The organism is Amycolatopsis dendrobii, assembly GCF_014145675.1.
GTDB lineage: Bacteria > Actinomycetota > Actinomycetes > Mycobacteriales > Pseudonocardiaceae > Amycolatopsis > Amycolatopsis dendrobii.
Genome location: NZ_JACGZW010000002.1, coordinates 1 through 13142, shown reverse-complemented (window position 1 = coordinate 13142; position 13142 = coordinate 1). Strand labels below are relative to the sequence as shown.

At 69.5% G+C, this 13142-nt stretch carries 13 protein-coding genes; 8 read left to right on the top strand and 5 right to left on the bottom strand.

The features are described 5' to 3' along the window. Positions 1-8: 8 nt before the first annotated feature. A complete protein-coding gene (locus tag H4281_RS04080) occupies positions 9-311 on the bottom strand; it encodes an urease subunit gamma (protein ID WP_182889537.1) in 303 nt (100 codons plus the stop codon). 174 nt (positions 312-485) lie between these two features. Further along, on the bottom strand, positions 486-791 hold the full coding sequence (locus H4281_RS04075) for a DUF6355 family natural product biosynthesis protein (RefSeq protein ID WP_246411429.1): 306 nt from the start codon (positions 789-791) through the stop codon (positions 486-488). A 399-nt stretch (positions 792-1190) separates the two neighbouring features. Between H4281_RS04075 and H4281_RS04070 the strand changes: the two genes are divergently transcribed. Next, complete coding sequence (locus tag H4281_RS04070; protein WP_182889535.1) at positions 1191-2330, top strand: citrate synthase 2; 1140 nt, start codon at positions 1191-1193, stop codon at positions 2328-2330. Positions 2331-2384: 54 nt separating this feature from the next. Here H4281_RS04070 and H4281_RS04065 read toward each other — a convergent pair whose 3' ends face one another. Continuing rightward, positions 2385-2966 (bottom strand): TetR/AcrR family transcriptional regulator, encoded by a 582-nt coding sequence (locus H4281_RS04065; RefSeq protein ID WP_182890206.1) that lies wholly within the window; start codon positions 2964-2966, stop codon positions 2385-2387. A gap of 14 nt (positions 2967-2980) precedes the next feature. Continuing rightward, on the bottom strand, positions 2981-4687 hold the full coding sequence (locus tag H4281_RS04060) for an SDR family oxidoreductase (RefSeq protein WP_182890205.1): 1707 nt from the start codon (positions 4685-4687) through the stop codon (positions 2981-2983). Positions 4688-4838: 151 nt separating this feature from the next. Here H4281_RS04060 and H4281_RS04055 point away from each other — a divergent pair, with 151 nt between their 5' ends. The 5 genes from H4281_RS04055 to H4281_RS04035 are packed head-to-tail and all read left to right on the top strand — an operon-like array spanning position 4839 to position 9646. Then, on the top strand, positions 4839-5678 hold the full coding sequence (locus tag H4281_RS04055) for an ABC transporter ATP-binding protein (protein ID WP_182889534.1): 840 nt from the start codon (positions 4839-4841) through the stop codon (positions 5676-5678). Further along, positions 5675-6490 (top strand): ABC transporter permease, encoded by an 816-nt coding sequence (locus H4281_RS04050; RefSeq protein ID WP_237597383.1) that lies wholly within the window; start codon positions 5675-5677, stop codon positions 6488-6490. The genes H4281_RS04055 and H4281_RS04050 overlap by 4 nt, the downstream gene beginning before the upstream one ends. Beyond that, positions 6469-7656: a sensor histidine kinase gene (locus H4281_RS04045; protein ID WP_237597384.1), complete on the top strand. Its 1188-nt coding sequence runs from the start codon at positions 6469-6471 to the stop codon at positions 7654-7656. Before H4281_RS04050 ends, H4281_RS04045 begins: the two co-directional genes overlap by 22 nt. Further along, complete coding sequence (locus H4281_RS04040) at positions 7653-8276, top strand: response regulator (protein ID WP_067575181.1); 624 nt, start codon at positions 7653-7655, stop codon at positions 8274-8276. Before H4281_RS04045 ends, H4281_RS04040 begins: the two co-directional genes overlap by 4 nt. Before the next feature lie 23 nt (positions 8277-8299). Next, positions 8300-9646 carry a serine hydrolase domain-containing protein gene (locus H4281_RS04035; protein WP_182889533.1) on the top strand — a complete coding sequence of 449 codons (1347 nt, stop codon included), beginning with the start codon at positions 8300-8302 and terminating at the stop codon, positions 9644-9646. On the opposite strand, the gene H4281_RS04030 is transcribed toward H4281_RS04035, so the two are convergent. After that, positions 9579-10784, bottom strand: coding sequence for a hypothetical protein (locus H4281_RS04030; protein ID WP_182889532.1), 1206 nt, complete (start codon positions 10782-10784; stop codon positions 9579-9581). The two genes, H4281_RS04035 and H4281_RS04030, sit on opposite strands and share 68 nt — an antisense overlap. 67 nt (positions 10785-10851) lie before the next feature. On the opposite strand from H4281_RS04030, the gene serC reads away from it, so the two are divergent. Then, the gene (gene serC, locus H4281_RS04025) at positions 10852-11976 is read left to right on the top strand and encodes a phosphoserine transaminase (protein ID WP_182889531.1); all 1125 of its coding nucleotides are present in this window, start codon (positions 10852-10854) and stop codon (positions 11974-11976) included. A gap of 249 nt (positions 11977-12225) precedes the next feature. Further along, a complete protein-coding gene (gene sepH / locus H4281_RS04020; RefSeq protein WP_182889530.1) occupies positions 12226-13062 on the top strand; it encodes a septation protein SepH in 837 nt (278 codons plus the stop codon). Positions 13063-13142 lie beyond the last annotated feature (80 nt).

Genomic DNA, 13142 nt, shown 5'->3' with positions numbered 1-13142 from the left:
ATTCCTCCTCAACCGATCGGTTCGTGCACCGTGACGAGTTTCGTGCCGTCCGGGAAAGTGGCTTCCACTTGCACTGAATCGACCATTTCCGGCACCCCGTCGAGCACTTGCGCCCGGGTCAGCACGGTGCGCCCGCCCGCCGCGAGTTCACTGACCGTGCGCCCGTCGCGAGCGCCCTCCAGGACGTAGTCGGTGATGAGCGCGACGGCTTCGGGATGATTGAGCCGAAGACCGCGTTCGAGCCGTTTGCGAGCAACGTCCGCCGCGACGTGGACCAGCAGTTTGTCGCGTTCCTGCGGGCTCAGGTGCATGGCAAGTTCTTACCACCGGACAAGGCGCTCCGCCTGATTCGGATACACGGTGTTTACACGACGACAGAAGCACATTCCCGTCATCCAGGAACTCGCGCCGGGAGAAGGCAGCCTGCGCACACAAGCCGGCGGGGCAGCCCGGAACACCCAGGCCGCCCCGCCGGCTAGAAAGCGTTACCTATTAGTGCAACGGGTGCCGTCGGTCGTCGCGGTCCGGGTGTACCAAGCGCCCCGCGGATCGCCGTCGAACTGCCCGACCCCGCGCTCGGAATGCGGCTTGAAGCAGTACTCGCCGCGAAGGTTGTCCGCCGAATAGTCGATGAAGATCCAGGCCCAGTCGTTGCCGCAGTGGTTGTAGAAGGAGTTGCTGCCCACCCTCGAAAACCCGCACGGTGACGCCGGTGAAGCCTCGGCGGTGGGCGCACACGTCGCCACAGCCAGCGTCGCGGCCGCTGCGGCTAACAGGAATCGCTTCTTCATGTTTTCCCCTCGGTTACTCAGAGCAACTGGTCAGTAAATAACTTAGCGGAAGCCGTCATCGAGATCTTGCAACTTCACAGATTCACCTGACCGGGTCCGCCCGCGCCGCCACCGGCAGCCGGAGTCACGTCCCTCGGCAAGCCGGGGTTCACCTCGTCGCCACCGGGGTACCAGTCTGCGGTCACCTCGCTGGACGGGAGAAAGTCGCGTCCCGGCCCCACCTGGACTGAATCGTTCTCGTAATCGTGACCGAAACCACGACATCTTCCGTTGCCCCGGCCGGGCAAAGGGAGCATGGTTTGTCCCACCGTGCGATGAGGCGCGCAAGGAGCCAGCGTGTATCCCGTCCGCGCGTGCACAACACAGCCGGGGAATGCGCATCGAAAGGGTTCGCGAAGAGTGACTACCTCCACGATCAGCACCACCAACGAAGCCGACGACGGGTTCCGGCCTGGTCTCGAAGGCGTCGTCGCGTTTCGAACCGAAATCGCCGAACCCGACCGGGACGGCGGTGCGCTGCGCTACCGCGGCGTCGACATCGAGGACCTCGCCGGGAAGGTGACCTTCGGCGACGTATGGGGCCTCCTGGTCGACGGGCGGTTCGGGACCGGGCTTCCGCCCGCCGAGCCGTTCCCGCTTCCGGTGCACACCGGCGACGTGCGGGTCGACGTCCAGGCCGCGCTCGCCATGCTCGCCCCGATCTGGGGTTACCGGCCGCTGCTCGACATCACCGACGAAGAGGCGCGCGACCAGCTCGCCCGCGCTTCGGTGATGGCGCTGTCCTACGTCGCGCAGTCCGCGCGCGGCATCGGCCAGCCCGCCGTGCCGCAGTCGCGGGTCGACGAGGCCAAGTCGATCACCGAGCGGTTCATGATCCGCTGGCGCGGCGAGCCGGACCCGGCGCACGTCAAGGCGGTCGACGCGTACTGGGTTTCCGCCGCCGAGCACGGCCTCAACGCCTCCACCTTCACCGCGCGCGTCATCGCCTCCACCGGGGCGGACGTCGCGGCGTCGCTGTCCGGCGCGATCGGCGCGATGTCCGGCCCGCTGCACGGCGGGGCACCGGCGCGCGTGCTGCCGATGATCGAGGAGGTCGAGCGCTCGGGTGACGCCCGCGCGCTGGTCAAGGGCATCCTCGACCGCAAGGAGCGGCTGATGGGCTTCGGCCACCGCGTGTACCGTGCGGAGGACCCGCGCGCCCGCGTGCTGCGCCGCACCTGCAAGGAACTGGGCGCGGAGCGCTACGAGGTGGCCGCCGCGCTGGAGCAGGCCGCGCTGGCCGAGCTGCGCGAGCGCCGTCCGGACCACCCGATCGAAACGAACGTCGAGTTCTGGGCCGCGGTGATCCTGGACTTCGCGAAGGTGCCGCCGCACATGATGCCCGCGATGTTCTCCTCCGCACGCACCGCCGGCTGGGCGGCGCACATCCTGGAGCAGAAGCAGACCGGCCGCCTGGTCCGTCCGTCGGCGAAGTACGTCGGCCCCGGCCCGCGCACGCCGTCCGAGGTCGAAGGCTGGGACCTCGTCACCCAGATCTGAGCCATTTGTCCGTGAAGGACTCCTTGCGGGAATCTAATTCCCGCAAGGAGTCCTTCACGGCGTTGTGGCCAGATGCGCGTCGGTGGCGGCGAGCATCGCGGTGAGCTGATCGACCAGCCAGCCGTCCAGCGTTTCGCGCGGGACGGTGCCTTCTTGCAGCCACGACAGCAGCGCGCCCTCGACCACGGCGGTCCAGCAGCGCAGGGTCAGCAGCACCAACGGTGACGGTTCCGGGATCGCCAGCGCTTCGAGGATCAGCTCGACGGCACGGTTGCGGACCTCGTCGATCGCCGCGTCCGTCTCCGAAGTGGCGATGACCGAACCGCTGCGCAGCAACGCGACATAGCCTTCGCGGTAGTGCGCGGCGACATCGACGAGACCCCGCACGGCCGCGCGCAGCCGTTCTTCCGGTGGGCCTTCCTCAAGGGTCGCGAGCCGGTCGACCAAACCGTCGGTGACCGTGCGCAAGGCCTGCATTTGCAGTTCTCGCAGACTCGGGAAATACCGGTAGAACAACGGCCGCGACACCTCGGCGCGCGCCACGATGTCGTCCACCGTGACCAATTCCGGAGCCCGGGTGCCGAACAAATCCAGCGCGGCCGCGATCAGATCGTCCCGCCGGGCCTGCGCGGTCATCCGGCGCGGACGGCTCACGGCGTGACGTCCAGTTTCGCCGCTGCCCGAAGCAAACCCGGCGTCAGTCGCGAAAGGACCAGCGCGACCTTCGCTTCCGGAGTGGACGGCTGGATCGCGACGTTCTTCTCCACCGCACGCAGAATGTCGTGCGCGACGCGTTCCGGGCCGAAATTGCGGCGGGCGTAGAGCTTCGACGATTCCTTCTGCCGCCGCTTCTCCTCGACTTCGTCCACGCCAACGAACTTGGTGGTCTTGGTGATGTTCGTGTTCACCAGCCCCGGGCAAACCGCGGTGACGCCGATTCCCTCGGACGCCAGCTCCGCGCGCAAGCCATTGCTCAATGCGAGCACGGCGGCCTTCGTGGTGCCGTAAGCGGTGAGGATCTTCGACGGCAGATAAGCCGCGGCAGAAGCGAGGTTGACGATCTGGCCGCCCTCAGCGCGTTCCTTCATCATCGGCGCGAACGCGCGGCACCCGTGGATCACGCCCCACAGGTTGACGTCCACGACCTTCTCCCAGTCCTCGATCGTCGTGTCGAGGAACGGGCCGGACATGCCGATCCCGGCGTTGTTCACCACGATGTCCGGCACGCCGAACTCGTCTCGCACCTGCGCGGCGAACCGGGCGACCGCCTCGCCGTCCGAAGAGTCCACTGTGTACTCACCGGCGTCGACCCCGCGCTCCCGCACCAGTTTCGCGGTTTCCGCGGCCGAATCGCCGTTGATGTCGCTGACGACCACGTCGGCGCCCTCGGCCGCGAATGCCAGCGCGGTCTCGCGGCCGATCCCGCTGCCCGCGCCGGTCACGACCACGAGGTGATGCGCGAAGCGACCGCTGCCGCGACCGACCCGCGCCCGCCGCAGCGCCCGCGTTTCCTCGCCGGTCTCCACCGACGCGATCAGCTCAGCCGCCGCGGCCGCAACCACTTCCGGCTTGGTGCGGGTAATCCAGTGCGACCCGATCACCCGCCGGACGTGCAGGTCCGGCACCCAGCGCTCGACCTCGGTCTGCAGTGGCGTGGTGACGTACGAATCACCGTTCGGCGCGAGCACCTGCACGGGGATTTCCGCCGGACGCGGACGCGGCCGGGAGAGCCGCGGGCCCATGTTCGCCCGGTACAGCTTCAGTCCGTGCACGCCGTCTGCCGTCTTCGGCGAGGACTCGGCGGGCTCCAGCTTCCGGATCAGCGTGCGCATGATTCCGGTGCGCCACAACAGTTCCGGGATCAACGGCACCTGGAACGCGACGATGTAGTACGAGTGCAGGAACTGCCGCAACGCGTGCCCGAGGCGACGCGGCGTCGGCCGGGTCAGCTGATCGCGGAACCACGCGCCGGCGTGATCGAGACTGGGCCCGGAAAGCGAGGTGTACGAAGCGATCCGGCCGCGCAACTGGTCGCCGGTGACCGCGTGCCAGGCCTGGATCGAACCCCAGTCGTGCGCGACGAGGTGAACCTTGCCGAATGGCTGCACCTCGTGGACCACCGCGGCGAGGTCGTCGGCGAGCTGGTCCAGCCGGTACGCCCGGCGCTCTCGCGGTTTGTCGGATTCGCCCGCCCCGCGCACGTCGTAGACGACCACGCGGTGCTCGCGGCGCAGCTCCTCGGCGACGCCGTCCCACATCGAGCTGTTGTCCGGATACCCGTGCACGAGCACGACCGTGGGTCCGTCGGGGTTGCCGCTCACCCGGACCGAAAGGCGGACTCCGTCGCTGGCAGTCACCTGCTTGTGAGACATCTTGTCATGTTAGACAACTTGTCAATAGCGAGCGTCGTGGTTCCACGGGAAACCAGTGTGTCCACCGTTCGATGGACAGCCCGATTCCACTGCCCGGACGTCCCGCGGACCGCCCTCCGCGGCGCACGCTGAACCCATGAGCACAGCAGTGCGAGTGCGCGGACTGCGCAAGGAGTACCCGGGCCACCTCGCCGTGGCCGGGATCGATCTCGACATCCCCGACGGCGAGGTGTTCGCCCTGCTCGGGCCCAACGGCGCGGGCAAAACGACCACCGTCGAGATCCTGGAGGGGCACCGGCAGCGGACGGCGGGGGAAGCCACTGTCCTCGGCGAGGACCCGGGTACCGCGGGACGCGCGTGGCGCGCCCGCCTCGGCATCGTGTTGCAGACGGCCACCGACGCGGCGGAATTGACCGTCGCGGAGACCGTGCGGCACTTCGCGAAGTACTACCCGAACCCGCGGGATCCGGAAGAGGTGATCGACCAGGTCGGCCTCACCGCGAAGGCGGGCGCGCGGGTGAAGTCGTTGTCCGGCGGGCAGCGCCGCCGCGTGGACGTCGCGCTCGGCATCATCGGCCGTCCGGAGTTGCTGTTCCTCGACGAGCCGACCACCGGATTCGACCCCGAGGCGCGGCGGCAGTTCTGGGCGCTCATCGACGGACTCGCCCACGAGGGCACCACGATCCTGTTGACCACGCATTACCTCGACGAGGTCGAGGCACTGGCCGACCGGCTCGCGGTGATCGCACGAGGTTCGGTCGTCGCGGAGGGGACGCCGGCCACGCTCGGCGGCCGCGAACGCGCCGAGGCCGTCGTGCGATGGCAGGACGAACGCGGCAGTCACGAGGAACGCACGCAGTTCCCGACGAAGCTCGTCTCGCAACTCGCCGCCGACCACGGGGAACTCGCCGGTCTCACGGTGACGCGCCCCAGCCTGGAAGACGTCTATCTCGACCTGATCGGGGAGCAACCGTGACCACGACAATGGCCGTGCCGGGCACGTTCAGTCTCGGCCTCGCCCGCGGCGCACTCGAACTGCGGCAGTTCTTCCGCAACCGCGAGCAGGTGGTGTTCACCTTCTCGCTGCCCGCGGTGCTGATGATCCTGCTCGGCTCCATCCTCGACGGTCCGACCGGGCAGACCGGGGTGTCGTCCGGGCAACTGCTCGCCGCCGGGATGATCGGCGCGGGCATCGTGTCCACGTCGTTCAACAGCGTCGGCATCGGCATCGCCGCGGACCGGGAAATCGGCGCGCTGAAACGCTTGCGCGGCACACCGATGCCCGCGGCGGCCTACTTCGTCGGCAAGATGGTGATGGTCGCGGTGACCAGCGTGTCGCAGACCGTCCTGATGGCCGCGGTGGCGATGCTGCTGTTCCGCCTCGAATTGCCGTCCGATCCGGCCAAGTGGCTGACCCTGGTCTGGGTGCTGCTGCTCGGGATCGTCTCCTCGACGCTGCTGGGCATCGCGATCAGCTCGGTCACCCGCACCGCGAACGGCACCGTGGCGCTGGTGCAGCTGGTGTACTTGGTGCTGCAGTTCATTTCCGGGGTGTTCGTCACGCCGATCACGCACCTGCCGAGGATCATGGTCGACGTCGCGTCGTTCTTCCCGCTGAAATGGATCTGCCAGGGCTTCCGCTCGGTGTTCCTTCCGCCGGAGGCCGCGACCCAGGAAATGGCGGGGACATGGGAGCTTCCGAAGGTGGCGCTGGTGCTGGCGGTGTGGTGCGTGGTGGGCCTGGTGCTCGCGAGGGTGACGTTCCGGTGGACGAACGAAGCGAAGTGAACCAAGCCGACGCGTGGGAACGGTCGTACTGGTCCTGGGAGGTGCTGTTCGCGGTCGCCTACGCGGCGACCGCGGTCCTGGTGCTCGTCAACGACGGTTCGGCAGCCGCGAAGATCGTGGCCGAAGCCGCGCTGGGCGCCATCGCCATCGGGTATCTGTCCGTGGGGCGGCGCGTCGTGCACGGCGAGGACAACGAGACCGCCCGCGTCGTCGCGGCGGTGGCGCTGATCGCGTTGAGCGCCACCGCCATTCTCGCGTCCACCACGGCGAGCTTCGTGCTGTTCGTCGCTTGCCCACTGGTGTTCATGCTGCTGGAACTGCGCCCCGGGATCGTCGCGACGACGCTGCTGATCCTGCTCGAACCCGTTTCCGCGGTACTGAACGGCGGCTGGGACAACCAGTTGCTGTCGGTCCTGCTGCCGATGACCGCGATTCTCATCGTCTTCAGCGTGCTGGCCGGAAAGTTCACCAGCGACGTCCTGCGGCAGAGCCGCGCCCGCGCCGAGCTGATCCGCGAACTGGAATCCAGCCAGGCCGAAGTCGCGCGGCTGTCGCGGGAAGCGGGCACCGCGGCCGAACGCGAACGGCTGGCGCGGGAAATCCACGACACGCTCGCCCAAGGGTTCACCAGCATCATCACGCTGACCCAGGCGATCGAGTCCGAACTGGACACCAACCTGTCCGCGGTGCGCAAACATCTCGCGCTCGCCGGCCGCACCGCGCGCGAGAATCTCGCCGAAGCCCGAGCGATGGTAGCCGCGCTCGCACCGTCCGATTTGGCCACTGGTTCGTTGCCGGAAGCCGTGCAGCGTCAGGCTGATCGGCTCGCCGAGGAGATCGGCGTCCCGGTCGAGTGCGAAGTGGACGATGCGCTGCCGCCACTGTCCACTGCGGTCGAAGTGGTGCTGCTGCGCGCGGTGCAGGAGGCGTTGTCGAACGTGCGCAAGCATTCGGGCGCGACGCTCGTCCGCGTGCGAATGTCCGCTGTGGACGGAGCGATACGGTTGCGCGTGGAGGACAACGGGTGCGGCTTCACCCCGGACGCCGACGGAGCCGGATTCGGGTTGCGCGGCATGCGTTCGCGGGCCGAGCAGGTGGGCGGCACTTTGGCAGTGCGGACCGGCGCGAACGGCGGCACCGAACTGGAACTGGAGGTGCCCGCGTGATCACGATCATGCTGGTCGACGACCATCCTGTGGTGCGCGAAGGACTGCGCGGCATGCTCGAAGCCGAGGACGACCTCACGGTGGTCGGCGAAGCCGGGTCCGGCGACGAAGCGGTGGCGCTCGACCGCGTGAAACAGCCCGACGTCGTCCTGATGGACCTGCGCATGCCGGGCCTCGACGGCGTCGGCGCGATCCACGCGATCCTCAAGGAAACGCCCGCACGCCGGATCGTCGTGCTCACCACGTACGAAACCGATGCGGACATCCTGCGCGCGGTCGAGGCGGGCGCGTCGGGGTACCTGCTGAAAGACGCGTCGCGCACCGAATTGGCCGGGGCGATCCGGGCCGCGCATCGCGGCGAGACCGTGCTGGCGCCGTCGGTCGCGGGCAAGCTCGTGCACCGGATGCGGAACCCGGAACCGGTGTCGCCGCTGTCCGCGCGCGAGGTGGAGGTGCTGCGGCTGGTCGCGAAGGGCCGCACCAACGCCGAAATCGGCCGCGAGCTGCACATCGGCGAGGCGACGGTGAAGACGCATCTGCTGCGGGTGTTCTCGAAGCTCGGCGTTTCCGACCGCACGGCGGCGGTCACGACGGCGCTGGACCGGCAACTGCTCGGCTGAGCTGCCCGGGCAGAATGACGGCCATGCTCGACACCACCGAACTCGCCCTGTACCGACGGCTCGCACACGAGCAGTCCGTCAGCCGCGCCCCGTCCCTCGTCGCCGCTGTCGTCCGAGGCGGCGAGGTCGTCTGGTCCGGTGCCCGCGGCCGCGTCGGCGACCAGCGGCCGGACGACAACACGCAGTACCGGCTGGGGTCGATCACCAAAACGATGATCGCGACCGCGGTCATGCGGCTGCGCGACGAGGGCAAACTCAACCTCACCGACCCGCTGGAGCGGCACCTGCCGGGTACCGCGTTCGGCTCGGTCACGATCGCGCAGCTGCTGTCGCACACCTCCGGCCTCACGTCGGAATCGCCCGGCCAGTGGTGGGAGCGCGCGCCCGGCGCGGACTGGGCGGCGCTCGTCGCGAGCCTCGAGAAGAACGCGACGAAGCTTCGCCCCGGCTTCAAGTTCCACTACTCGAACGTCGGCTACGGCGTCCTCGGCGAACTGGTCGCCCGGCACCGCGAGCGACCGTGGTTCGATGTCGTGCGCGACGAAATCCTTACCCCGCTGGGCATGAACCGCACGACCCCGCACCCGGAGGGCGCACACGCCGAGGGATTCGCCGTGCACCCGTTCGCCGACGTGCTCATGCCGGAGAAGTGGCCGGACGCCGGCGCGATGGCCCCGGCAGGCCAGCTCTGGTCCACGATCACCGACCTCGGCCGCTGGACGTCGTTCCTCGGCGGCCACACCGGCGACGTGCTGTCCGCGGACACCGTCGACGAGATGCGGACGATGAACACCGTCGACGACACCGAGGTGTGGTCGACCGGATTCGGCCTCGGCCTGATGGTCGTGCGCTACCAGGGCAGGCACCTGGCCGGGCACACCGGCTCGATGCCCGGTTTCCTCGCCGCGACCATCGTCGACCCGCGCAGCGGCACCGGCGCGCTGTGCCTCGCGAACTCCACCGGAGGCGTCGGCATCACCCAGCTGTGCCTCGACCTGCTCACGACGGCCGACGACCTCGAACCCGCGCTGCCCGCGGAGTGGTTCCCGTCCGCTGTGGACCCGGAACTGCTCGCGCTGACCGGGCTGTGGCACTGGGGCCCGTCGCCGTACTTCCTGCGCGTGCAGGGCGACGGCCTGATCTCGCTGAACCCGGCCGTCGGCGCCGGCCGGGCCTCGCGGTTCCGTCCCGAGGGCCCGGACACCTGGATCGGGCTGGACGGCTACTACGCGGGCGAAACGCTCACCGTCGGCCGCGCCGCGGACGGGACGGCGAACCACCTGAACCTCGCGACGTTCATCTTCAGCCGCACGCCGTACGACCCGGCCGCGCCGATTCCAGGCGGCCTGGACGAGACCGGGTGGCGCTGAGTTCGCCAGCCGCGACCTTGCCGCCGGGCTCCTCGGCGTCAAGGTCGGCTGCCCGTCCGGCAGGCGACAGCCACGCCTTCGCGTAGCAGCCCTGGCCGGGCAGGCCTACCAGGACGTCGCCGACCTGCGGGGTGCCGAACACCCACAGCCGCCGGTGCTCGATCAGCTCGGCGGCGATCTCCGGCGGGCAGTGCTCGATCCCGAACCGCCCTGGCCAGCCGGGTTCGAGCACGAGCCAGCCGGTCACCACGGTGCCCGGCCACACGTGCCGGTCGGGCAGCGCCGCCCAGACCGGAGTCAGCGCGCCCTGCCCCCAGTGCCAGGTCTCGCGGACCTGCCCGGCCCACGCCACCGCCACGCCGCCCCAGACCAGCGCGGGAATCAGCACCGGCCAGCCGGAGCCCCCGAGGAACCAGAACGCCGCGACCACTCCGCCCACCGCGATCGCCACCGCGAGCACCGCGGCGGGCACGGCGACGGCAGCCTGCCAGCGCAGCCTTCGCAGCGAGCGCTTCCGGATCGGCAGTCCCGCCGGATCAGTCGTGTAGCTCCCCGGCGTCGCGACCCCGCCGATCTCCACCGTGACCCGGCCGCGGGCGTCCGGTTCGTCCAGCCGCAGCCGTCCGGTCCGCCGGAGTTCGCGCGCCTGCTCCGGCGGGCAGTCGAGCAGCGTGAGAAAGCCGCGCGGACGGACCGTGACGCGCAGCAGTCTCGGGATCTCCTGCCCGTGGTCCCACTGAGTGGTATCCCCGTCGAGCACGGCGCGGACCTCGCGCGTTGATCCTTTCGGCGGCACCCGGCCCCACGGCCGCCACCACCACAGCGTCCCGGCGAGGAACGCGACAGCGAGCACGAGTGCGAAAACGGCGGAGCCGACCTCGTCGGGATTCGGCGGCTCGACGAAGAACCCGACGACGACGAACGCGGTGAACGCCACGGAAAGAGCGAACAGCGCAGCAGGAACCGCTCGGCGGCGGAACCACGCTCGTCGCCACGGCACGAAAGCCAGCACCATCGTCGCCGCGAGTCCGACCGGAAGGCCGATCAGCGCAGACGAGTCCCACGGGTGCACCAGGGCCGCCAAGGCGAAGAGCGCAAACCACCGCCAGCGCGGCCGGTAACCGTGCGTTTCCGTCACGATTCCACATGTCGGACACCCGCCAACCGCCGTTACCTGCGTTGTCCCGACCTGAGAGACTAAGCACATGACCGACGCTGAGTTGACGATCCCAGCAGACCTCAAGCCGGCCGACGGCCGCTTCGGCTGCGGACCCTCGAAGGTCCGCGAAGAGCAGCTCGCCGCCCTCGCCCGGTCCGGTTCCACCTACCTCGGCACCTCGCACCGGCAGAAGCCGGTCAAGTCGCTCGTCGGCCGCGTGCGCGCCGGGCTGTCCGAGCTGTTCTCGCTCCCGGACGGGTACGAGGTCATCCTCGGCAACGGCGGGACGACCGCGTTCTGGGACGCCGCCGCGTTCGGCCTCGTGCGCGAGCGCGCCCAGCACTTCACCTACGGCGAGTTCTCCTCGAAGTTCGCGACCGTCACGAACAAGGCCCCGTTCCTCGGCGAGTCGATCGTGGTGAAGGCGGATCCGGGCAGCGCGCCGGAAATCGCCTATCAGCAGGGTGCGGACCTCGTCGGCTGGGCGCACAACGAGACCTCCACCGGCGTCGCGGTGCCGGTGCGGCGTCCCGAGGGCAGCGACGGCGCGCTGGTCGCGATCGACGCGACGTCCGGCGCCGGCGGGCTCCCGGTCAAGGCCGAGGACTTCGACGTCTACTACTTCGCGCCGCAGAAGTCGTTCGCGTCCGACGGCGGGCTGTGGATCGCGCTCGCCTCGCCCGCCGCGATCGAGCGGATCGGCGAGATCGGCGGCGGCGACCGCTGGATCCCCGAATTCCTGTCGCTCACCACCGCGCTCGACAACTCGCGCAAGGACCAGACCTACAACACCCCCGCCGTCTCCACGCTTTTCCTGCTCGCCGAGCAAATCGAGTGGATGAACGGACAGGGCGGCCTCGACTGGACCACCTCGCGCACCAAGGAATCCTCGACCCGGCTCTACGATTGGGCCGAGAAAACCTCGTACACCACGCCGTTCGTGGCGAACCCGGACCTGCGCTCGCAGGTCGTCGGCACGGTCGACTTCGCCGACGAGGTCGATGCCGCCGCGGTCGCGAAGGCGTTGCGCGCCAACGGGATCGTCGACACCGAGCCGTACCGGAAGCTGGGCCGCAACCAGCTGCGCGTCGGCCTGTTCCCGGCGATCGACCCGGACGACGTCACGAAGCTCACCCAGAGCATCGAGTACGTCGTGGAACGCCTGGGCTGAACGAAAAACGCCCAAACCGCCCCGCCTGCCGCCTGGCTCGCGGGGCGGTTCGCGTTGACGACCACTCGTTCGTGACACACCGTGGTCGGCGTGTCACGGCGGTGACCGATCAGCGGGACCACGAAAATGACGGGGAAAGTGTCGTCGGATTGAGTTCGGATGGGTGAGGCGTCGGCGCGCCTCGCACGTCAAGCCGACGCGCCGTTCTAACGTGGGCACCCACAAAGGTGAACACCGGGGAGGCGAGAAATGCGGGCGTTGCGGGTGGTCGGGCTGCACGAGGACGGGAAGTCCCTCGTGCTGGAGGACCCGGCGAGCCGTACCCGCTTCCTGCTCCCGGCCGACGAGAGACTGCGTGCGGCGGCGAGGGGGGACATAGCCCGGCTGGGCCAGATCGAGATCGAGTTGGAGAGCCAGATGCGGCCACGCGAGATCCAGGCGCGAATCCGCGCGGGCGAGTCCGTCGAGCAGGTCGCGAGCAGCGCGGGCGTCTCGACGCAGCGGGTGGAGCGATTCGCTTATCCGGTGCTGCTCGAACGGTCCCGCACGGCGGAACTCGCGCAGTCGGCGCACCCGGTCCGCGAGGACGGGCCCGACGTCCAGACGCTCGGCGAGGTCATCGCCTACGCCTTCGGCGTCCGCGGCCACGACTACAACCAGGCGGCCTGGGACGCCTGGCGCGGCGACGACGGCAAGTGGGTCGTCGTGCTGCGCTGGAAGGCGGGCCGCTCCGACAACCGCGCGCACTGGTCGTTCTCGCCCGGCGCACACGGCGGAACGGTGCACGCGCTCGACGAGAACGCCGAAGTCCTGCTGAACCCGAACTCGTACGTCGCCCCGCGCACCGTGCGCGCACTGGCCCCCGCCCGCGATTCGGTGGTGCAGCCGACGCTCGACGCCGTCGAGGAACCGCGCGCGATCGAGGGCCCGGACGAGGGCGACGACGAGACTCGCGAAATCCCGCGCGTCCCGGGCGAGTCCGACGGCGACGACGCCGAGCAGCCGCGTACGAAGGCGAAGAAGAACCATCCGATCGTGCCGTCCTGGGAGGACGTGCTCCTCGGGGTCCGCACCCAGCGCGGCTGATCTCGCCTGCGCCAAGCACCCCAATGTGGCGTTGGGTGCATCCCACGCACCCAACGTGGCATTCGGTGCATCCCACGCAC